The organism is Bordetella petrii, from assembly GCF_000067205.1.
Classification (GTDB): domain Bacteria; phylum Pseudomonadota; class Gammaproteobacteria; order Burkholderiales; family Burkholderiaceae_B; genus Bordetella_A; species Bordetella_A petrii.
In genome coordinates, this window is the sequence record NC_010170.1 from 3154745 (window position 1) to 3176958 (window position 22214).

Annotated in this window: 12 protein-coding genes; 7 read left to right on the forward strand and 5 right to left on the reverse strand. The window is 64.3% G+C overall.

Annotated features, from left to right (window positions below; translation table 11 throughout):
• Positions 1–46 precede the first annotated feature (46 nt).
• A complete protein-coding gene (locus BPET_RS15280; protein WP_012249921.1) occupies positions 47–3448 on the forward strand; it encodes an O-linked N-acetylglucosamine transferase family protein in 3402 nt (1133 codons plus the stop codon).
• A gap of 89 nt (positions 3449–3537) precedes the next feature.
• Here BPET_RS15280 and lpdA read toward each other — a convergent pair whose 3' ends face one another.
• Genes lpdA through aceE form a run of 3 tightly spaced genes read right to left on the reverse strand, consistent with a single transcriptional unit; the run spans position 3538 to position 9752 of the window.
• Positions 3538–5328 carry a dihydrolipoyl dehydrogenase gene (lpdA, locus tag BPET_RS15285; protein ID WP_012249922.1) on the reverse strand — a complete coding sequence of 597 codons (1791 nt, stop codon included), beginning with the start codon at positions 5326–5328 and terminating at the stop codon, positions 3538–3540.
• A gap of 11 nt (positions 5329–5339) precedes the next feature.
• Positions 5340–7031 (reverse strand): dihydrolipoyllysine-residue acetyltransferase, encoded by a 1692-nt coding sequence (gene aceF, locus BPET_RS15290; RefSeq protein WP_012249923.1) that lies wholly within the window; start codon positions 7029–7031, stop codon positions 5340–5342.
• 12 nt (positions 7032–7043) lie between these two features.
• On the reverse strand, positions 7044–9752 hold the full coding sequence (gene aceE, locus BPET_RS15295; RefSeq protein ID WP_012249924.1) for a pyruvate dehydrogenase (acetyl-transferring), homodimeric type: 2709 nt from the start codon (positions 9750–9752) through the stop codon (positions 7044–7046).
• A 309-nt stretch (positions 9753–10061) separates the two neighbouring features.
• On the opposite strand from aceE, the gene BPET_RS15300 reads away from it, so the two are divergent.
• The 6 genes from BPET_RS15300 (at position 10062) to BPET_RS15325 (ending at position 17471) form a co-directional block, all read left to right on the forward strand.
• Positions 10062–11816 carry a PAS domain-containing sensor histidine kinase gene (locus BPET_RS15300; protein WP_012249925.1) on the forward strand — a complete coding sequence of 585 codons (1755 nt, stop codon included), beginning with the start codon at positions 10062–10064 and terminating at the stop codon, positions 11814–11816.
• Entirely contained in the window at positions 11813–12439 is a 627-nt protein-coding gene (locus BPET_RS15305; protein ID WP_012249926.1) for a response regulator transcription factor, read from the forward strand. Before BPET_RS15300 ends, BPET_RS15305 begins: the two co-directional genes overlap by 4 nt.
• Entirely contained in the window at positions 12436–13320 is an 885-nt protein-coding gene (gene folD, locus BPET_RS15310; protein WP_012249927.1) for a bifunctional methylenetetrahydrofolate dehydrogenase/methenyltetrahydrofolate cyclohydrolase FolD, read from the forward strand. The genes BPET_RS15305 and folD overlap by 4 nt, the downstream gene beginning before the upstream one ends.
• A 451-nt stretch (positions 13321–13771) precedes the next feature.
• Positions 13772–15829, forward strand: a complete 2058-nt coding sequence (locus BPET_RS15315) for a M3 family metallopeptidase (RefSeq protein ID WP_012249928.1) — start codon at positions 13772–13774, stop codon at positions 15827–15829.
• Positions 15830–16455: 626 nt separating this feature from the next.
• Positions 16456–17070: an SCO family protein gene (locus BPET_RS15320; protein WP_012249929.1), complete on the forward strand. Its 615-nt coding sequence runs from the start codon at positions 16456–16458 to the stop codon at positions 17068–17070.
• 149 nt (positions 17071–17219) lie between these two features.
• Positions 17220–17471, forward strand: coding sequence for a GlsB/YeaQ/YmgE family stress response membrane protein (locus BPET_RS15325; protein WP_012249930.1), 252 nt, complete (start codon positions 17220–17222; stop codon positions 17469–17471).
• Between the two features lie 70 nt (positions 17472–17541).
• On the opposite strand, the gene adeC is transcribed toward BPET_RS15325, so the two are convergent.
• Both adeC and BPET_RS15335 read right to left on the reverse strand, forming a co-directional pair.
• Positions 17542–18999 (reverse strand): AdeC/AdeK/OprM family multidrug efflux complex outer membrane factor, encoded by a 1458-nt coding sequence (gene adeC / locus BPET_RS15330; protein WP_012249931.1) that lies wholly within the window; start codon positions 18997–18999, stop codon positions 17542–17544.
• Entirely contained in the window at positions 18996–22214 is a 3219-nt protein-coding gene (locus tag BPET_RS15335) for an efflux RND transporter permease subunit (protein WP_012249932.1), read from the reverse strand. Before BPET_RS15335 ends, adeC begins: the two co-directional genes overlap by 4 nt.

A 22214-nucleotide genomic window follows, 5' to 3' on the forward strand; every position in this document is an offset into this window, starting at 1 on the left:
GCAACGTCAGCCCGCCCTGCCCCCAACTCTGAAACGCACGCCGGCTATGCCGGGCGCAAAACTGCTTACGTTGCCTCAAGCCCAGGCCCGGACCAGGCGATTTCCGCTGGACCTACATGCCTGGAAAGAACTGGGCCGCAACCTGTGCAACGTCGGCGAACTCGATCAGGCGCGCGCCGCCGTTGAAAAGGCCCTTGAACTGGCCCCTGACGATCCGCAGATCTGGATCTTGCTGGGCCAGATCGAAACTCGGGCCGATCAGGACCGGAAGGCACGTGGCCACTTTGAACATGCTATTAGCCTGCAAGAGAAGTTGCCCGGCGCTCATCACGGTCTCGCTGCGGTTCTGCTGCGGCTCAATGATTGCGATGGCGCACTCAAGCACATCGAGCGCGCGCTGGAGTACTCGCCCGGGCAATCGGCCATCAAAGCACAGAAGTCCATCATCCTGAGTCGCAACTACCGTTACGAGGAGGCGGGCGCGCTACTGAAGGAATTGCTGGAGGAAGACCCCAAAAACGCATTCGCTCACTGGACGAACCTGGGTAACATCCAGCGCGACCTGGGAAAACTGGAACACGCTGAAGCGTCTTACCGCCAGGCCGTCGAACTGCAACCCGCCAGCCCCATCGCCCTGTCCAATCGGCTGACGCTCCTGCATTACATGCCCGAACGCACCTTGGCCGATATCAAGCAGGCTTGCATGGAATGGGGCTCGCTCTTCGCGAAGAGTGACGCGGGTCGGCGCCCTCGTCCGGCCAACATGTCGGCCAGTAAAAAGCTGCGTGTCGGGATGTTCTCTGACGGCTTCCGCCAACATCCGGTTGGCGCGATGACGACAACTGTGCTGGAACACTTGGTGAATCTTGGCATCGAGATCTATGCCTACACCACCACCCCCACGGCCGACTACATTACCCAGCGAATCAAGAAGGTTTCCGCCCGTTGGCAATCTATTGGCACGCTCAATGAGGAACAGTTCGCCCAGCGCATCCGCGACGATCAAATCGACATCCTGATCGACTTGGCTGGCCACAGTGCCGGCTCGCGCATGCGCACCATGGCGCTGGAACCCGCGCCGATACTGGTCAAATGGGTAGGTGGGTTGATCAACACCACAGGCGTGGAGAGCATCGACTACCTAATCACAGATAGCATAGAGTCGCCACCCGACAGTGACGGGCTATATACAGAAAAACTGATCCGTATGCCGGACGACTACATCTGCTACATGCCTCCCGCACGCGTGCCGGATGTGGGCCCCCTGCCTGCCCTGAAGAACGGGTACATCACCTTCGGATGCTTCAACAATCCGACCAAGGTAAACGACTTGGTGCTTGCGCAATGGGCCCGCCTGATGCAAGCCGTTCCTGGCTCACGCCTGTACTTGAAGGGCGGCCCCTACGAAAGCGCCGACCTGCGAACCCATATAGGGGAAGTCATGGAGCGGCACGGGATCACGGTAGACCGCATTCGTTTCGAGGGACAGTCGCTGCACTACAAGTTGTTCAAATGCTACAACGACGTCGATGTCGCATTGGACCCTTGGCCCTATTCCGGCGGATTGACAACATGCGAAGCCATGCTGATGGGCGTGCCTGTGGTCAGCCTACCCGGCCCCACGTTTGCGGGACGCCATTCGGCGACCCATCTGATCAATGCGGGAATGCCAGAGCTGGTCGTAGCAGACTGGGATGCGTACCATGCCCGTGCTTTGGAATTAGTGTCGGATCTGGACAGCCTGGCTGCCATTCGGGCCCATCTTCGCACTGTGTTGCTTAAGTCTTCGGTATGCGATGCGCCAAAATTTGCGTCCCATCTCGCCGATGCCTTGAGGGCGATCTGGCAACGCTTCTGCGCAAACAAGGCACCTGCCGCCTTAGCCTTCACGCCTGAAGGTCAGCCCTGGTTCGAAGATGAGCCGGCGCCCATGACGCTCGAGCATCCGGAGTTTGACCTGCCAGCGGACTCGACCAGCAAGACCGCGTTCAACTTCACCTTCGAAGGCAAGGTTATTGCCTTAGACCACGGCGGCTCACTTGTAAACAGTAGCAAGTTTACGGCGCTCGCTACGCTTGGCGCCTTCTCGATGATCGCCCTGGATCCAGCCAGCCGGGTGACAGATGCCAATGCACTAATGGCGCAGCAGCATTTGCAGCACTACCATCCCCTTTTGGCGCTTGGAGATGGCGCGCCGACTCAACTCCACGCATGTCTCGACCCGAAATACTCCGGGACACTCGAACCTCTGCCATCCGACGAGTTGCCGGTCTTTTCACGCCAAGGCGCATGCGTACTGGCGAAGCTGCCCATTGCCACCACCCGCCTGGATGCGATCAACGGCTTGGAGCACATTGACTGGCTGACGTTGGACGACGCCAACGATAACCTGTTAATCCTGGAGGGTGCCGGCGAGCTCCTGGCCAACATGCTGGTACTGCAGATCGGCGTGCGATTCGTCGATATTTACCGACGCCAATCCAGTCTGACTGAAATCAGCGAGAAGCTGGCGCAGTATGGATTCAGGCTGCTACGCCTGGGAAATGCCCAATACCACAGCTACTTTCCCGATACGTCAAGCTTCGCGCATCGCAGCGGCAGTCAACTGCTCTCTGCTACTGCAATCTTCGTGCCGGACGACAATCGCATCAAATTACTGAGTGTAAATCAGCAACGCAAACTTGCCTTCATTCTGGATACGGCATTCGGCTGCGTAGACCTTGCTTTCAACACGCTCAGGCACGTCGACGAAAGCTACGCCAGACAGTACCTGGAAAGCAACAGCAACCTGAATGCGCAGTATGCGACGCGAGAGGCGAGGCCCGCCCCCACGCCCCCGCAAATTGACGCATCAAATATTGACGTCCCGTCTGTTCCACATATGGAACCCGAAGGCCGGGCCCTGCTGATGGAACGTCTGGAGTCGGCGAGGGTCTTTCTAGAATACGGATCGGGAGGGAGCTCGGTTCTCGCCTCGAGAACTGGGATCAGGCGCATTTATTCTGTAGATTCGGACCAGGCCTTTCTGCAGGCCGTATCAAACAAAATACGCGCTAGCGGAGCGGGGGATAACAAGTACACCCCTCTGTACGCGGATATTGGCCCCACCGGCAGTTGGGGCCATCCGCAGTCGAACGAGAAGGCCGTGCTCTGGCCCCGCTACGTCGGCTTGCCCTGGAACGTAATGCTCGATCAGCAGGAAGCGCCGGATCTTATCTTGATCGATGGGCGTTTCCGGGTTGCGTCATTCTTGATCTCGGCTCTGCTCGCGCCGGCGGGTTGCGTCATCCTGTTCGACGATTATTTTGACCGACCTGCCTACCATGTCGTGGAAAAATTCCTCAAACCGAGGCGAGTGGCGGGCCGAATGGCGGAATTCGTTGTCGAGGCAAAGCGCGCGGAGGGCCTGGTCCCCGCCCTACTCAAATATTCGACCGTTCCTGCCTGATCCTGTAGTCGCCCCAGACCGCATCATCCCGGTGTCCGGCCCCATCCCGTGGAGCCGGACACCTACTCTGCGCTGCAGATACAACCGGTCTACTTCTTGCGCACCGGCGGCAAATCCGTGCAGACACCCTCGGCCACTTCCGCGGCCATCCCCACCGATTCTCCCAGCGTGGGATGCGGGTGGATGGTCTTGCCGATGTCGACCATATCGGCCCCCATTTCGATCGCCAGGGCGATCTCGCTGATCAGGTCGCCGGCATGGGTGCCCACGATGCCGCCGCCCAGAATGCGATGGCTTTCGGCGTCGAAAAGCAGCTTGGTGAAGCCTTCATCGCGGCCGTTGGCGATGGCGCGGCCCGAGGCGGCCCAGGGGAACAGGCCCTTCTCGACCTTGATGCCCTGCTTCTTTGCTTCGTCTTCGGTCAGGCCCACCCAGGCGACTTCGGGGTCGGTGTAGGCCACGGCCGGAATGACGCGCGCATCGAAGAACGACTTCTGGCCGGCAGCGGCTTCGGCAGCCACATGGCCTTCATGCACGGCCTTGTGCGCCAGCATGGGCTGGCCGACGATGTCGCCGATGGCGTAGATATGCGGCACATTGGTGCGCATCTGCTTGTCGACTTCGATGAAGCCGCGTTCGGTCACGGCCACGCCGGCCTTGTCGGCGCCGATTTTCTTGCCGTTGGGGCTGCGCCCCACGGCCTGCAGCACCAGGTCGTAGCGTTGCGGCTCTTTAGGCGCGCCCTCGCCTTCAAAACTGACGTAGATGCCGTCTTTCCGCGCCTCGGCGCCCACCGTCTTGGTCTTCAACATAATGTTGTCGAAGCGGCCGGCATTCATCTTCTGCCACACCTTGACCAGGTCGCGGTCGGCGCCCTGCATCAGGCCGTCCAGCATTTCCACCACGTCCAGGCGCGCGCCCAGGGTGGAATACACCGTGCCCATTTCCAGGCCGATGATGCCGCCGCCAATGATCAGCATCTTCTTCGGAATGGCGCGCAGCTGCAGCGCGCCGGTCGAGTCGACGATGCGTTCGTCGTCAGGCAGGAACGGCAGTTTCACCGACTGGCTGCCGGCGGCGATGATGGCGTTCTTGAAGCGGATGGTCTGCGTCTTGCCGTCCGCGCCCTTGACGGCCAGGTGGTGCGGGTCGGCGAACTCGCCCACGCCGGTCACCACCTTGACCTTGCGCGCGCGGGCCATGCCAGCCAGGCCGCCAGTCAGCTTGGCGACCACGCTGTCTTTGTAGCCACGCAGCTTGTCCAGGTCGATCTTGGGTTCGCCGAAGCTGATGCCGTGCGCGGCCAGGGCACGCGCCTCGTCGATGACGGCGGCATTGTGCAACAGGGCCTTGGACGGAATGCAGCCCACGTTCAGGCAGACGCCGCCCAGGGTGTCATAGCGCTCGACCAGCACCGTGGACAGGTCCAGGTCGGCGGCCCGGAAGGCGGCCGAGTAGCCGCCGGGGCCGGCGCCCAGCACCAGCACGTCGCATTCCACGTCGGCGGAGCCGCTGTATTGGGCGGCTGCGTTGACGGGTTGGCCTTTCTGCGGCGCCTTCTCCTTAGTGACGGTGTCTGACACCCGTTGGGAGTCAGACACCTGGGAGGCGGCTGGCGCCGGCTTGGCTTCCTTGGTTTCGCCGGCCTCGACCTGCAGGATCACCTTGCCTTCGGCAACCTTGTCGCCCACCTTCACCTTCACCGACTTCACCACACCACCCGACGACGCCGGAATCTCCATCGACGCCTTGTCGGACTCGACCGTGATCAGGCTTTGCTCGGCCTGGATCGTATCGCCCTCGGACACCAGCACCTCGATGACTTCCACTTCCTTGAAGTCGCCTATGTCCGGAACCTTGATTTCCACGAGTGTGCTCATAAGGCCCCCGGTTACAGCACGATGCGGCGGAAGTCGGCCAGCAGCTGGCCCAGGTATGCGTTAAAGCGCGCGGCGGCGGCGCCGTCGATGACCCGGTGGTCATACGACAGCGACAGCGGCACGATCAGGCGCGGCACGAACTGCTTGCCATCCCACACCGGCTTGTGCGCCGAGCGCGACACGCCCAGGATGGCCACTTCCGGCGCATTGATGATGGGCGTGAAGTGCGTGCCTCCGATGCCGCCCAGCGACGAGATCGAGAAGCAGCCGCCTTGCATTTCGGCGGGCGAGATCTTGCCGTCGCGGGCTTTCTTGGACAGCTCGCCCATTTCCTTGGCGATTTCCAGAATGCCCTTCTTGTCGGCGTCGCGGATCACCGGCACCACCAGCCCGTTGGGCGTGTCGGCCGCGAAGCCGATGTGGTAGTACTGCTTGTAGACCAGCTGGTCGCCATCGAGCGAGGCGTTGAATTCCGGGAACTTCTTCAGCGCCGCCACCACCGCCTTGATCAGGAAGGCCAGCATGGTGACCTTGATCCCGGCCTTCTCGTTCTCTTTGTTGAGCGTGACGCGCAAGGCCTCCAGGTCGGTGATGTCCGCTTCGTCGTTGTTGGTGACGTGCGGGATCATGACCCAGTTGCGGTGCAGGTTGGCGCCCGAAATCTTCTTGATGCGCGACAGCGGCTTGGCTTCGACCGGGCCGAACTTGGTGAAGTCGACCTTGGGCCAGGGCAGCAGCCCCAGCGCGGCGCCATCGGCCCCGCCCGCGGCGGCGGCCGGGGCGGCCAGCGCCTGCTTCACGAAGGCGCGCACATCGTCGGCGGTAATGCGGTCCTTCGGGCCCGAACCCTTGACCTTGCTGAGGTTCACGCCCAGTTCGCGTGCGAATTTGCGCACCGATGGCGAAGCATGCGGCAACTGGCCAGGCTTGAGGCCCGGATCTTCCAGCGCGGCGGCGGGCGCCGGCTTGGCGGCAGGAGCAGGGGCGGCGGCGGAAGCGCTGGCGGCGCCAGACGGCTGCTGTTCCTGCGCCTGGGCGGGCGCCTGGGCCTTTTGCGGTTCGGCCTGAGCGCCACCCTGGCCTTCCACCACGGCAATGGCGGTGCCCTTGGCAACCTTGTCGCCGACCTTGACCTTCACTTCCTTGACCACCCCGCCCGCCGACGCCGGAATTTCCATCGAGGCCTTGTCCGACTCGACCGTGATCAGGCTTTGCTCGGGCTTGATGGTGTCGCCCACGGCGATCATGACTTCAATGACTTCCACTTCCTTGAAGTCGCCAATGTCGGGCACTGTGATTTCGGCAATGCCGCCGGCGCCCTTGCCCGCGTCCGCGGCAGGTTTCACATCGGGGGCTTCCACCGTCTGGCCCTGGGTCTTGGGCGCGTCGCCCGAAGACGGCTGCTTGGCGGCCGCATCGGCTTTGTCTGGCGAGGCAGGCGCCTGGTCCGCGCCGGCGGCTTCGCCGGCCTCGACCTCCAGGATCACCTTGCCTTCGGCAACCTTGTCGCCCACCTTCACCTTTACCGACTTCACCACACCGCCCGACGACGCCGGAATCTCCATCGACGCCTTATCGGACTCGACCGTGATCAGGCTTTGCTCGGCCTGAATCGTATCGCCCTCGGACACCAGCACCTCGATGACTTCCACTTCCTTGAAGTCGCCTATGTCCGGAACCTTGATTTCCACGAGTTTGCTCATGTCTGTTTACCTTCAGGCGTGATGCGGGTTGGCTTTGGCGGGGTTGATGCCGTACTTCTTGATAGCCTCGGCCACCTTGGCCACAGGCACCTTGCCCTCGTCGGCCAGGGCGCGCAAGGCGGCCAGCACCACGAAATGGCGGTCGACCTCGAAATGCTCGCGCAGCTTGTAGCGGAAGTCGGAACGGCCGAAGCCGTCGGTGCCCAGCACGCGGTAGTTGCGGTCTTTCGGAACGAACGGACGGATCTGGTCGGCGAACAGCTTCATGTAGTCGGTCGACGCGATGATCGGGCCTTCGGTCTTTTCGAGTTGCGCAGTCACGTACGGCACCTGCGGCTTTTTCTGCTCCGGGTGCAGCAGGTTGTGGCGCTCGGCGTCCATGCCGTCGCGGCGCAGCTCGGTAAAGCTGGTGACGCTCCAGAGATCGGAGGCCACGCCCCAGTCGGCTTCCAGCAGTTCCTGAGCGGCCATGACTTCGCGCAGAATGGTGCCCGAGCCCATCAACTGCACGCGCAGCTTGCCCTTGCCGTGCGACTTGAGCTTGTACATACCCTTGATGATGCCTTCCTCGTCGCCCTTGGTCAGCCCGGGCTGCGGGTAGTTTTCGTTCATCACGGTCAGGTAGTAGTACACGTTTTCCTGGTCTTCGACCATGCGCTTGAGACCGTGCTGAATGATCACAGCCAGCTCATGCCCGAAGGTGGGGTCGTACGACACGCAATTCGGAATGGTGGAAGCCAGGATGTGGCTGTGGCCGTCTTCGTGCTGCAGGCCTTCGCCGTTGAGCGTGGTGCGCCCCGCCGTGCCGCCCAGCAGGAAGCCGCGCGCCTGCATGTCGCCGGCCGCCCAGGCCAGGTCGCCAACGCGCTGGAACCCGAACATCGAGTAATAGATGTAGAACGGGATCATGATGCGGTTGTTGGTGGAATACGACGTGGCCGCCGCGATCCACGAGCTCATGGCGCCCGCCTCGTTGATGCCTTCCTGCAACAGCTGGCCATCGGCCGATTCTTTGTAGTACATGACCTGGTCTTTATCGACCGGGGTGTACTTCTGCCCTTCGGGCGCATAGATGCCGATCTGGCGGAACAGGCCTTCCATGCCGAAGGTGCGCGATTCGTCGGCCAGGATGGGCACCACGCGCGGACCCAGGTCTTTGTCGCGCAGAATCTGGTTCAGCACGCGCACGAAAGCCTGGGTGGTAGAGATTTCGCGGCCTTCGGCCGTGGGTTCCAGCACGGCCTTGAAGGCGTCCAGCGACGGCGCCTTGAGCTGCTCGTCGGCCTTGGCGCGGCGCTTGGGCAGGTAGCCGCCCAGCGCTTGGCGCCGCTCGTGCAGGTACTTCATTTCGGGCGAATCGTCGGCCGGCTTGAAGTACGGCAGCTTTTCGAGCTGGTCGTCGGGAATGGGAATGGCGAAGCGGTCGCGGAATTCGCGAATCGAATCCAGCTCCAGCTTCTTCTGCTGGTGGGTGGGGTTCTTGGCCTGACCCACGTGGCCCATGCCGTAGCCCTTGATGGTCTTGGCCAGAATGACGGTGGGCTGGCCCTGGTGCGTGGCCGCCGCCTTGAAGGCCGCGTACACCTTGTGGGGGTCGTGGCCGCCGCGGTTCAGGCGCCAGACGTCTTCGTCGCTCATGCGCGAAACGGCCTCGAGCAGCTTGGGATGCTTGCCGAAGAAGTGCTCGCGCACGAACTTGCCGTCGTTGGCCTTGTACGCCTGGTACTCGCCGTCGACCGTCTCTTCCATGATCTGGCGCAGAATGCCTTCTTTGTCGTGCGCCAGCAGCGGATCCCAGTAACCGCCCCAGATCAGCTTGATAACGTTCCAGCCCGAACCACGGAAGTCGCCTTCGAGTTCCTGGATGATCTTGCCGTTGCCGCGCACCGGGCCGTCCAGGCGCTGCAGGTTGCAGTTGATGACGAAGATCAGGTTGTCCAGCTTTTCGCGCGCAGCCAGGGCGATGGCGCCCAGGGATTCGGGCTCGTCCATCTCGCCGTCGCCGCAGAATACCCACACCTTGCGCTTGCTGGTGTCGGCCAGGCCGCGGGCGTGCAAATATTTCAGGAAACGTGCCTGGTAAATGGCCATCAGGGGGCCCAGGCCCATCGACACCGTGGGGAACTGCCAGAATTCCGGCATCAGCTTGGGATGCGGATACGACGACAGGCCCTTGCCGTCGACTTCCTGGCGGAAGTGATCCAGCTGTTCAGCGGTGAGGCGGCCTTCGAGATAGGCGCGGCCGTACATGCCGGGCGAGGTGTGGCCCTGGAAATACACCAGGTCGCCGCCGTGCTCGGGCGTCTCGGCATGCCAGAAGTGGTTCTGGCCGCAGCCGATCATGGTGGCCAGCGACGCGAACGAGGCGATGTGGCCGCCCAGGTCGCCGCCGTCGGGCGGATTATGCTTGTTGGCCTTGACCACCATCGCCATGGCGTTCCAGCGCACGTACGAGCGAATGCGCGATTCCAGCTCGAGATTGCCAGGGTGCGCGGGCTCTAGCGCGGGCGGAATGGTGTTGACGTAGGCCGTATTGGGCGAAAATGGGATGTGCGCGCCAGAGCGGCGAGCCTCGTCGATCAGGCGTTCCAGCAGGTAATGGGCGCGCTCGGGGCCTTCGCGGTCGAGCACGGCAGCCAGGGCTTCGAGCCACTCCTGGGTTTCCAGGGTGTCTTCGTCGTTGGCGGCGGAAAGCGCGCTAGCCTGGGGATTAGAGGACATCGTGTGTCTCCTGTGGGAGTTCTGAGCACGCCCGTCCCGGGGATAGCGGGTCGGGCTGGCCAATGGTTCCGGCACCTGCCGGGATTATCCACTGCCTGGCGATCGATCCGATGGCGCACGGCAGGGACGCTAAACGCGAAGAGTAACCCGTCCCGGGGAAAATTTCATGTTGCGGTACGGCATTTTATAATGTGAAATATTGACAATAAGCTGAACAATATCGGGCAATCCGGCGGCCGCCACGCCGCCCTGCCCGCGCACCGGCCGGCAACACGCTCTAAAATGCCGGCTCTATACGGCCCGAACGTCATGTCCAGCCCGCACAAGTCAAATATTCCGAACTCGTTCCACGACCACGCCCGGCAACGCCGGCGCGGGGTCTACTGGGTGACGCCGGCCGTCGTGCTGATCCTGTACCTGTGCGTGATGGGCGCCTTCTTCTGGCTGCAGCGCCTGCACGACGACAGCGTCATGTTCGTGACCATCGACCAGGAAGTGCGCCAGCAGCGCCTCATCTGGGTGGTGCTGGCCCTCTCGTGCGTGATCATCATCAGCTTGCTGATGCTGTGGCGGTACACGCGCTTTCGCTCCAGCGCCGAGGCGGCCCTCATCGCCGAGACCGGCTTCCGGCGCGCCATGGAAAACTCCATGTCCACCGGCATGCGGGTGCTCGACATGGAAGGCCGCATCGCCTATGTGAACCCCGCTTTCTGCCGCATGATCGGCTGGAACGAGGCCGACCTGATCGGCCGCAGTCCGCCTTTCCCCTATTGGGTGCCGGGCCGCCACGAACAGCACCAGCATACGCTGGATGTGCTCACCTCGGGCAAGACGCCCAGCAGCGGGCTCGAAGTCGAGGCGCAGCGCCGCGACGGTTCCCGCTTCACGGCGCGCATGTATGTGTCGCCGCTGCTCGACCCTAACGGCACGCAGATCGGCTGGATGACATCCATGACCGACATCACCGAGCCCAAGCGCATCCGCGAGGCCCTGACGGCGGCGCACGAACGCTTCATGACCGTGCTGGAAGGCCTGGACGACGCCATCTCGGTCACGGCCGACACGCACGACGGCCTGGAACTGCTGTTCGCCAACCGCACCTACCGCCGCGTGTTCGGCGCCCAGACGGGCGGGCATGACGAATTGCTGGCCGGGCGCCGCGGCCGCTTCACGGACGAGTCAGTCGAGGTGTTCGCGCCCTCGGTGCAACGCTGGTTCGAGGTGCACCACCGCATGCTGGCCTGGACCGACGGCCGCCGCGTGCGCATGCAGGTGGCCCGCGACATCACCGAGCGCCGCAACCACGAAGAAGCCTCGCGCGTACAGCAGGAAAAAATCCAGCTCACCAGCCGCCTGACCACCATGGGCGAAATGGCCTCGTCGCTGGCCCACGAACTGAACCAGCCCCTGACCGCCATCGCCAACTACAGCATGGGCGCTGTGGCGCTGGTCAAGGCCGGCCACACCAGCCCCAACATGCTGCTGCCGGCGCTTGAAAAAGCGGCGTCGCAGGCCGAGCGCGCCGGCAAGATCATCAGCCGCATCCGCGAATTCGTGAAGCGCAGCGAGCCCCGCCGCCAGCGCGTGCCCATCAGCCGCATCGTCGACAACGCCATCGGCTTTGCCGAAATCGACGCGCGCAAACGCCGCATTCGCATCGAGCCGTTCGTGCCGTCCAATGCGCCCGACGTGCTGGCCGACCCCATTCTTATCGAGCAGGTGCTGCTGAACCTGCTGAAAAACGGCCTGGAAGCCATGGAAAAAAGCGAGTCCGACGAACTCAAGGTCGCCGTGATTCCGCACGAACAGCAGATCGAAGTGGCCGTGGTCGACCGCGGCCACGGACTGGCCGAGCCAGAGCGCCTGTTCGAGCCCTTCTTCAGCACCAAATCGCAGGGCCTGGGCATGGGCCTGAACATCTGCCGTACCATAATCGAGTCGCATCACGGCCGCCTGTGGGCCGACCCTAACCCCGCCGGCGGTACTATTTTCCGCTTTACCCTGCCCTGCGCCACGCCCGACAAGCAGGCGCAGAGTGATCAGCCCGAGGAGTTGCACGCATGAACACCCCCCCCCAGTCGAGCACGGTATTCATTGTCGATGACGACGAAGCGGTACGCGATTCACTGCGCTGGCTGCTGGAAGCCAACGGCTACCGCGTCCGCGCGTTCGCCAGCGGCGAGACGTTTCTTGAAGAATACGATCCCAGCCAGGTCGGCGTCCTGATCGCCGACGTGCGCATGCCCGGCATGAGCGGCCTCGAACTGCAGGAACAGATCCTGGCGCGCAACGCGCCGCTGCCCATCGTGTTCATCACGGGCCACGGCGACGTCCCCATGGCGGTGTCCACCATGAAGAAGGGCGCGGTCGACTTCCTGGAAAAACCTTTCAACGAATCCGATCTGCGCGAGATCGTGGCCCGCATGCTCGAACAGGCCACCCAGCGCGTCAGCCAGTTCCAGGCCCAGAAAGACCACGAAGCCATGCTGGCGCGCCTGACGGCCCGCGAACAGCAGGTGCTGGAACGCATCGTGGCGGGCCGGCTCAACAAGCAGATCGCCGACGACCTCGGCATCAGCATCAAGACTGTAGAGGCGCACCGCGCCAATATCATGGAAAAACTCGAAGTCACCACGGTCGCCGACCTGATGAAGGTTGCGCTGGCCAAACCCGAGGCACATGCATGACCCGGCAGGACGCATCCACCCCGGCGCCCTCGGGCGCGCGCATCATCGACGGCGCCGCCCTGGCGCAGCGTATTCGTGAAGACGTCGCCCGGCGCGTGCAGGCGCTGGCCGCCAAGGGCGTGCGCCCCGGCCTGGCCGTCGTGCTGGTGGGCGACGACCCTGCCTCGCAGGTATACGTGCGCAACAAGGTAGCAGCCTGCGAAAAAGCCGGGCTGTATTCCATTAAAGAACAGTACCCGGCCGACATGACCGAGGCCGAGCTGCTGGCGCGCATCGACACGCTCAATCGCGACCCTGCCATCCACGGCATCCTGGTGCAGTTGCCGTTGCCGCCCCACATGAGCAGCCACAAGGTCATCGAGGCGATCGCGGCCGAGAAAGACGTGGACGGCTTCCATATCAGCAACGCCGGCCTGCTCATGACCGGCCAGCCGCTGTTCCGGCCCTGCACGCCCTACGGCGTAATGAAGATGCTGGAAGCCGAAGGCGTGCCCCTGCGCGGCGCCGAGGCGGTCATCGTGGGGGCCAGCAACATCGTCGGCAAGCCCATGGCCATGCTGCTGCTGCAGGCCGGCGCCACCATCACCATCTGCAACTCCAAGACCCGCGACCTGGCCGCGCAGACGCGCCGCGCCGACGTGCTGGTGGTGGCCACTGGCAAACCGGGCATGATCGACGGCAGCATGATCAAGCCAGGCGCAGTGGTCATCGACGTGGGCATCAACCGCGGCGCCGACGGCAAGCTGTGCGGCGACGTAGACTTCGCCTCGGCCCGCGAAGTGGCCGGCGCCATCACCCCCGTGCCGGGCGGCGTAGGCCCCATGACGATCGCCATGCTACTGGTCAACACCGTCGAAGCAGCCGAACGAACCGCAGGTTAAAGGGCTGGCTCCCAAAGCCCGCGCGCTTCCCGCCGCCCATTGCCAATGCCCGGCGCGATGCCAGGTGTCTGACTCCCGCCAGGGTGTCAGACACCGTATGTCCGAGGCGATCGTTGCACACCTGGCGTGATGCCAGGTGTCTGACTCCCGCCAGGGTGTCAGACACCGTATGTTTGAGTTGATCGTTGCACACCTGGCGCGATGCCAGGTGTCTGACTCCCGCCAGGGTGTCAGACACCGTATGTTTGAGTTGATCGTTGCACACCTGGCGCGATGCCAGGTGTCTGACTCCCGCCAGGGTGTCAGACACCGTATGTCCGAGGCGATCGTTGCACACCGCGGTATCTGACATCCAGGCGGGAGTCAGGCACCTGGGTAAGTTTCCGCTTGATTTCCCGCCCTTCCGCCCTCATCTGCAGCCAGTACTGACTCTTTTCGCCGCAACCATCCCATGACCCAGAACCCCCTGCTCGCCCCCGTATCCGGCCTGATCGATTACGCCGCTGTCCGGCCCGCGCACATCGTGCCGGCCATCCAGGAATTGCTGGGCATCGCGCGCCAGGCGGTCGAGGCCGCGGCCGACCCGGCCTTGCCGGCCGAGTGGGACACGGTGGTGCAGCCACTGGACACCGCCACCGAGCAGTTGTGGCGTGCCTGGTCGGTGGCGGGCCATCTGAATGCCGTGGTCAATACCCCGGAACTGCGCGAAGCCTACAACACCGCCCTGCCCCTGGTCACCGAGTTCTCGACCTGGGTCGGCCTGCATGAAGGGCTGTACCGGCAGTACCAGCGCCTGCACGCCACGCCCGGCTTCGATGGCTGGGACCCGGTGCGCCGCCGGGTAGTGGAGCTGGCGCTGCGCGACTTCCGCTTGAGTGGGGTCGAGCTGCAGGGCGCGGCGCGCGAACGCTATGCCGCCATTTCCGACCGCGAGGCCCAGGTAACGCAGAAGTTCTCCGAAAACGTGCTCGACGCGCGCGATGCCTGGTCACTGTTCGTGGACGACGAAACACGCCTGGCCGGCCTGCCCGCCGACGTGCTGCAGGCCGCCCGGCAGGCCGCCCAGGAAGACAACAAGCCGGGCTGGAAGCTGACGCTGAAAATGCCCTGCTACCTGCCCGTCATGCAATACGCGCGCGACCGCGACCTGCGCGAACAGATGTACCGCGCCTACGGCACGGTGGCGTCTGAACAGGGCGACGCCCGCTACGATAATTCGCCCCTGATCGAAGAGCTGCTGGCGCTGCGCGCCGAAGAATCCGCGCTGCTCGGCTATGGCACCTTTGCGGCGCTGCGCCTGCAGACTCGCATGGCGCGCGATGCCGATGAGGTCGTCAAGTTCCTGCGCGACCTGGCCGCGCGCGCGCGGCCCTACGCCGAACGCGACCTGGCCGAACTGAAAACCTACGCGGCCGCCGAGTTGGGCCTGGACACGCTGCAACCCTGGGACGTGGCCTATGCGTCCGAGCGCCTGCGAGAAACGCGCTACGCGTATTCCGAGGACGAGATCAAACAGTATTTCACCGAGCCGCGTGTGCTCGAAGGGCTGTTTCAGGTCATCGAAACGCTGTTCGATGTGCGCTTGCGCGAAACGGAAGTCTCGCGCTGGCATGCCGATGTGCGGGGCGTGCGGGTGGAAACCCCGGACGGCGCGCTGGTGGGCCATTTGTACCTGGACCTGTACGCGCGTGCCGGCAAGCAAAGCGGCGCCTGGGTCGACAGCGAACGCAACCGCCGCCTTGCAGGCGGCGAGCTGCAGACGCCGGTGGTGTACCTGACCTGCAACTTCGCGCGCCCTGGCGATGGCAAGCCCGCCCTGCTGACCCACGACGATGTCATTACGCTGTTCCACGAAACCGGTCACGCGCTGCACGCGCTGCTGTCTGAAGTGGACGAGCCCGCGGCATCGGCGTTTGCGGCGGTAGAATGGGACGCCATCGAGCTGCCGTCGCAGTTCATGGAAAACTTCTGCTGGGAATGGACCGTGGTGCAGCGCCTGTCGGCACATGTCGACAGCGGCCAGCCGCTGCCGCGCGCGCTGTACGACAAGCTGGTGGCGGCCCGCAATTTCCAGAGCGGCATGCAGACGGTGCGGCAGATCGAGTTCGCGCTGTTCGACATGCTGCTGCACAATCGCGCACAAGGCGCGTCTATTGCCGACACGCTGGCGCTGCTGCAAGAGGTGCGCAACGAAGTGGCGGTGCTGTTCCCGCCGGCCTGGCACCGCCTGCCGCATAGTTTTTCGCACCTGTTCGCCGGCGGCTACGGGGCGGGATACTACAGCTACAAGTGGGCGGAAGTGCTGTCGGCCGATGCCTACGAGGCGTTCGAAGAGGCGGCGCAGGCTAACGGGCGCGACACACTGAATGCGGCGACCGGCGCGCGTTTCCGCAAAGAGATCCTTGCTGTGGGCGGCGCGCGCCCGGCCGCCGAGTCGTTCGAGGCTTTCCGCGGCCGCGCGCCGCGCATCGATGCGCTGCTGCGCCATAGTGGGATGGCGGCGGACTGACGGGGGCATGGTTTGTTCTCGCCATTGTTGTCGTTGCTGTTGAACTGAGTTCTTGAGGCGTCCCGGGGCCTCTGGCCGGATGGGGGGTGGCGCCCGTGCGTCGGGCTCGGGCGCAAGCAGGCGCCCTCGGCCTGCTGCGCAGGCTGCCCCGCCGCCCAACGCGCCACCCCCCATCCGGCCAGAGGCCCCGGGACTGGTTCAGTGAATTTCGTGAGTCCGTGAATTCCGCGTTTTGCACGACGCCATCTCTTCCCTGTTGGCCCACCGCCAACTAGTTGCCCTACCACCAAGCACCAGAGACCTGCGCGGCAGGACACCTGGATCAGCGCATCAGCCACAAAACTGCCGACAATGGCACGGCCATGTCATCGCCAGACTTTGCCAGCCGGGGCGCGGCAGGGTTGGGGTCGGGCGAGTTGACCGGCGGGGCAGCCTGCGCAGCAGGCCGAGGGCGCCTGGATGCGCCCGAGCCCGACGGGCTTCGCCCGGCCCCAACCCCGCCACGCCCCGGCGACTAAAGAACCCAAAGACAAAACAACTGCCCCAAAAACCCAACGTCACCAAAACGTTAGAATCGTGCCTGTTGCCATTCTGACTTGCCGCGCCCACGCGCTCGTGACACTGATATGCCTGGTTTCTTCTCCGGCCGCATTTGGCGCGCCCTGTTGCTGGCCTCTTGCACTCTGCTCGCCGCCTGCGGCGACAAGGCGGCGAACTGGACCCTGTACGACATCAAGGGCCACCTGCCCGACCTGTCATTCCAGCTCGATGGCGCCGGCGGCAAAAAGGTGTCCAGCGACGACCTCCAGGGCAAGACCGTGCTGCTGTTCTTCGGCTATGCCAGTTGCCCCGACATCTGCCCCACCACGATGGCGCAGCTGACCGCGGTGCTGCAGCAGTTGGGCGAGCAGGCCGACAAAGTGCGCATCGTGTTCGTCAGCGTAGACCCGCACCGCGATACGCCCGACATCTTGCAGGCGTATGTCGACGCATTCAACAACAAGGCCATCGGCGTCACCGGCAACGAAAAGCAGATTGCCGACCTGGCGCGCCGCTACCGCGTGGCCTACCAGATCGAAAAACCCCGTCCCGGCGACGCGGCCGATGTCTACGACGTCACGCACAGCCGCGGCGTGTATATTTTTGACAATGCGGGCAAAGCGCGCCTGCTCGCCTCGGATACCGACAGTATCGACGCCATCGTCAAGGATCTGCGCCAATTAATCGATATCACCAGCTAAGATTCCCCGATAAAGGCCACCCGCCCTGCCCGCCACCGGGGGCGGGTTTGTTGCGCAGATGCCCCAAATACGTGTTGTTACAGTCCCGGCCCGGGCACGGTGAGTATCATCCCAACGCTTACCCTACATCCTGAAAGAGGAGCATGCGCATGAGCATTATCATCATGATCATCGTCGGTTTTGTGGTCGGCCTCATCGCCCGCGCCATCATGCCCGGCGACCAGAACATGGGAATCATCATGACCACCATTCTGGGTATCGTCGGCGCGGTCGTGGCTGGCTTTCTGGGCCAGTCGCTGGGCTGGTACGCTCCCGGCGAGCCGGCGGGCTGGATAGGCTCGGTCGTTGGCGCCATCATCGTGCTGTTCGTGGTGGGCCTCATCACCAAAAAGCGCGCGTAGCGCAGCACATACTGCAAGCGAATAAAAAGGGCGGCCCCGGGGCCGCCCTTTTTTTTATTGACGCCGGCCCCTAGCGAGCGGCCACGCTGTGCTCGGTCCAACCGCCGCCCAGCGTCCGGTACAGGGTAACCAGGTTGGACAGCCGCGCCAACCGCGTTTCCACCAGCACCTGCTGCGACGAATACAGCGAGCGCTGCGCGTCCAGCACGCTCAGGTAGTTGTCGATACCTTGCTCGAAACGCTGCTGCGACAGGTCGTAAGCGCGCTGGCTGGCGTTGACCAGCAGGCGCTGCGCCTCGATCTGGGTTTCCAGCGTGGCGCGTCCGGCCAGCGCGTCCGAGACCTCGCGGAAGGCCGTCTGGATCGATTTTTCGTATTGCGCGACCTGGATGTTCTTGCGCACCTTGGAGGCATCCAGGCTGGCGCGCAAGGCGCCGCCCGCGAAGATGGGCACCGTGATGCTGGGCGCGAAGCTCCAGGCGCCGGAACCGGCGTCAAACAGCCCGCCCAGGCTGGCGCTGGCCGTTCCGGCGCTGCCGGTAAGGCTGATGGTGGGAAAAAACGCTGCGCGCGCGGCGCCGATGTTGGCATTGGCCGCCTTCAGCTGGTGCTCGGCCGCGCGGATATCCGGCCGCCGCGCCAGCAGGTCTGACGGCAGGCCCGCGGGCAGCATGCGCGGCATGATGCCATCGGGCAGGCTGGTGGCCTGGTCCAGCTGCGCCGCCACGTCGGCCGGCAGCGGCTGGCCCACCAGCAACACCAGCGCGTTGCGGTCCCGCGCCGCCAGGCGCGTGTATTGCGACAGGTTGCGCTGGGCGGTGCGCAGGGCGATCTCGGCCTGGCTCAGGTCGAGTTCGGTGGCCACGCCCAGGTCGTAGCTCTGCTTGGTGAGCCGGTAGGAATCCTGCTGGGCGGCCAGGGTGGATTGCGTCAGGCTCAGTAATTCCTGGTCGGCGCGCAGCGCCAGGTAGGCGCCGGCCGTTTCCGCGATCAAGGCCAATTGTGTGGCGGTGCGCGTTTCGTCCTGGGCCAGGTAAGTTTCCAGCGCCTGCTCGCTCAGGCTGCGGATGCGCCCGAACAGGTCCAGCTCCCACGACGAGATCGCGCCGCCCACCTGGTAGCTGCGGCTGATGCCGGGCTCGCCGCTCTGGGTCAGGTCGCCGGGCAGGCGCTGCACCGAGCCCTGGCCGGCGACGCCGACGCCGGGCAGCAGGTCGGCCCGTTGGATGCGGTACTGCGCCCGCGCCTCTTCGACGTTGAGCGCGGCCACACGCAGGTCGCGGTTGGCCTCCAGCGCCATGGAAATCAGACGCTGCAGCAAGGGGTCGGCGAAGAAGTCGCGCCAGCCGATGTCGGCCGCCACGACGTCCGGCGAGCCATCCTGCCCTTGCTGCCCGTAGGCCGGGCCGGAAGGATAGGCGCCACTGACCGGCGCCGCGGGGCGTTCATAAGTGGGCGCCAGCGTGCAGCCCGCCAGGGCGGCGGCCACCGCCAGTGTGAGGAAAGATCGATACATGGTCGGGTTCATTGCGGTTGCTCCCCCGGCTGCGCCGAAGGCGCGGGCGGCAGGGCGGCGACATCCTGCGGGTCGTCTTCGCCGTCTTCGCCGTCGTCGTCGTCATCGTGGCGTTCGCTGTAACGCTTGACCTTGAAGAGGCGCAGCATCACCACAAAGAAGGCCGGCACGAAGAAAATGGCCAGGAAGGTGCCGGCCAGCATGCCGCCGATCACCCCGGTGCCGATGGCGTGCTGGCTGCCCGAGCCCGCCCCGGACGAAATGGCCAGCGGCACCACGCCCAGGATGAACGCCATTGACGTCATCAGGATGGGCCGCAAGCGCTGGCGCGCCGCGTGCACGGCGGCCTCGACCAGGCTGGCGCCCTCTTCGTAGTGGGCCTTGGCGAATTCCACGATCAGGATCGCGTTCTTGGCGCTGAGCCCCACCGTGGTCAACAGACCCACCTGGAAATACACGTCATTGGACAGGCCGCGCAGCAGCGTGGCGGCCAGCACCCCGATAACGCCCAGCGGCACCACCAGCATGACGGAGGTCGGGATCGCCCAGCTTTCGTACAGAGCGGCCAGGCACAGGAACACCACGATCAGCGAAATCGCGTACAGCGCCGGGGCCTGCGAGCCGGACAGGCGCTCTTCGTACGACAGGCCGGTCCACTGAAAGCCCACGCCGGTCGGCATGGTGGCGGCGATGCGCTCCATCTCGGCCATGGCCTCGCCCGAGCTGTAGCCCGGCGCGGCCTGGCCCTGGATGTTGAATGAAGGCACGCCGTTGTAGCGGTCCAGCCGCTGCGGACCGTAGGTCCAGTGTGCCGAGGCGAAGGCCGAGAACGGCACCATGCCGCCGGACTGGTTGCGCACATACCATTTGTCGAGGTCCGACGGCAGCATGCGCGCCGCGGCTTCGCCCTGCACGTACACCTTCTTCACACGGCCGCGGTCGAGGAAATCGTTGGCGTACGATCCGCCCCACGCGGTGGACAGCGTGCTGTTGATGTCGGAAATCGACACGCCCAGCGCACGGGCCTTTTCGCGGTCGATGTCCAACTGGTACTGCGGCGCATCTTCCATGCCGTTGAGCCGCACGCCCACCAGCTTGGGGCTTTTCGAGGCCTCGGCCAGAAACTGGTCGCGCGCCTGGGCCAGGCGCTCGTGGCCCAGGCCGGCCTGGTCCATCAGCTGGAAGTCGAAGCCCAGCGCATTGCCCAGTTCCATGACGGCGGGCGGCGCAAAAGCGGTGACGCGGGCGTCATGCAGGTGCGTGGCGAAGTAGGCGTTGGCGCGCTGGGCCAGCGCGCCAACCTTCAGCGCGGCGTCGCCGCGCTCTTTCCAGTCGCGCAGCTTGATGAACAGGATGGCCGAATTCTGGCCGCGGCCGCCGAAACTGAAGCCGTGCACCGCGAAGACAGACGCCACCGCGTCTTTTTCGTCTTCGAGCAGATAGCGCGTGGCGGCCTCGACGGTGTGGCTGGTGCGCTCGGCCGTGGCGCCGGCCGGCGCCTGCACCTGGGCAAACAGAATGCCCTGGTCTTCATTGGGCAGGAACGACGTAGGGATGCGCGTGAACATCCAGCCCATGGCCACCAGCAGCACCAGGTAGATGAGCATCAGGCGCTTGGTGCGGCCAAGCCCGCGCGCCACCGAATTGGCGTAGCCGTGGGTAGAGCGTTCGAAGAAGCGGTTGAACCAGCCGAAAAAGCCCGTCCGGGCCGCGTGGTGCCCCTTCGGCACGCGCTTGAGCAGCGTGGCGCACAAGGCCGGCGTGAAAATGATGGCCACCAGCACCGACAGCACCATCGACGAGACGATGGTGATCGAGAACTGCCGGTAGATCACGCCGGTAGAGCCGCCGAAGAAGGCCATCGGCACGAACACGGCCGACAGCACCAGGGCAATGCCGATCAGCGCGCCGGTAATCTGGCCCATGGACTTGCGCGTGGCCTGCCGGGGCGACAGGCCCTCTTCGACCATGACGCGCTCGACGTTTTCCACCACCACGATAGCGTCGTCCACCAGCAGGCCAATGGCCAGCACCATGCCGAACATGGTCAGGGTGTTGATGGAATAACCGAAGGCGGCCAGCACGCCGAAGGTTCCCAGCAGCACGACTGGCACGGCCAGCGTGGGTATCAGCGTGGCCCGCAGATTCTGCAGGAACAGGTACATCACCAGGAACACCAGGATGATGGCCTCGATCAGCGTGTGGATCACGCTTTCGATCGACAAGGCCACGAACGGCGAGGTGTCGTACGGGTAGACCACGTCCATGCCGGGCGGGAAGAACGGCTTGAGCCGGTTGATGGTGTCGCGCACCGCGTCGACCGTGTCCAGCGCATTGGCGCCCGGCGCCAGCTTGATGGCCAGGCCCGACGCGGGCTTGCCGTTGTAGTAGCTGTCGATGGAATAGCTCTGAGCACCCAGCGAAACGCGCGCCACGTCGGACAAGCGCACCTGCGAGCCATCGGCGTTCACTTTGAGCAGTATCCTGCCGAACTCTTCGGGCGTCTGCAGGCGCGACGGGCCGATGATGGTGGCGTTGAGCTGCTGGCCGCGCATGGCCGGCAGCCCGCCCAGTTCACCGGACGACACCTGCACGTTCTGCTCTTTGACAGCGTTCATGACATCGACCGTGGTCAGGTCGAACGCCAGCAGCTTGTCGGGGTCGAGCCAGATGCGCATGGCGTACTGCGAGCCGAACAACTGGAAGTCGCCCACCCCGGCGGTGCGGCTGACCGGATCCTGCACGTTGGCCGCCACATAGTTGGCCAGGTCTTCCTTGGCCATGCTGCCGTCGGTGGAAATAAAGCCGGCCACGATCAGGAAGTTTTTGGTGGCCTTGCTGACGCGTATGCCCTGCTGCTGCACTTCGAGTGGCAGCAGCGGCTGCGCCACCGCCAGCTTGTTCTGCACCTGCACCTGGGCGGTATCCGGATCGGTGCCCTGCGCAAAGGTCAGCGTGATGGACATGCTGCCGTCGGAGTTGCTTTCCGACGAGATGTAGTTCAGGTTGTCGATGCCGTTCATCTGCTGCTCGATGACCTGCACCACGCTGTCCTGCACCGTCTGTGCCGACGCGCCCGGATAGTTGACCCGGATGCTGATGGCCGGCGAGGCGATGTTCGGATACTGCGCCACCGGCAATTGCAGGATCGCCAGCGCGCCCGCCATCATCAGCACGATGGCGACCACCCAGGCAAAAACCGGCCGGTCGATGAAAAACTTGGCCAT

Bases quoted from the DNA above. Each gene is read 5' to 3' on its own strand.
- BPET_RS15335 (WP_012249932.1), bottom strand. From the start codon at position 22,214: ATGGCCAAGTTTTTCATCGACCGGCCGGTTTTTGCCTGGGTGGTCGCC.
- folD (WP_012249927.1), top strand. From the start codon at position 12,436: ATGACCCGGCAGGACGCATCCACCCCGGCGCCCTCGGGCGCGCGCATC.
- BPET_RS15280 (WP_012249921.1), top strand. From the start codon at position 47: ATGCCGGGCGCAAAACTGCTTACGTTGCCTCAAGCCCAGGCCCGGACC.
- lpdA (WP_012249922.1), bottom strand. From the start codon at position 5,328: ATGAGCACACTCGTGGAAATCAAGGTTCCGGACATAGGCGACTTCAAG.
- adeC (WP_012249931.1), bottom strand. From the start codon at position 18,999: ATGAACCCGACCATGTATCGATCTTTCCTCACACTGGCGGTGGCCGCC.
- aceE (WP_012249924.1), bottom strand. From the start codon at position 9,752: ATGTCCTCTAATCCCCAGGCTAGCGCGCTTTCCGCCGCCAACGACGAA.
- BPET_RS15320 (WP_012249929.1), top strand. From the start codon at position 16,456: ATGCCTGGTTTCTTCTCCGGCCGCATTTGGCGCGCCCTGTTGCTGGCC.
- BPET_RS15305 (WP_012249926.1), top strand. From the start codon at position 11,813: ATGAACACCCCCCCCCAGTCGAGCACGGTATTCATTGTCGATGACGAC.
- BPET_RS15300 (WP_012249925.1), top strand. From the start codon at position 10,062: ATGTCCAGCCCGCACAAGTCAAATATTCCGAACTCGTTCCACGACCAC.
- BPET_RS15325 (WP_012249930.1), top strand. From the start codon at position 17,220: ATGAGCATTATCATCATGATCATCGTCGGTTTTGTGGTCGGCCTCATC.
- BPET_RS15315 (WP_012249928.1), top strand. From the start codon at position 13,772: ATGACCCAGAACCCCCTGCTCGCCCCCGTATCCGGCCTGATCGATTAC.
- aceF (WP_012249923.1), bottom strand. From the start codon at position 7,031: ATGAGCAAACTCGTGGAAATCAAGGTTCCGGACATAGGCGACTTCAAG.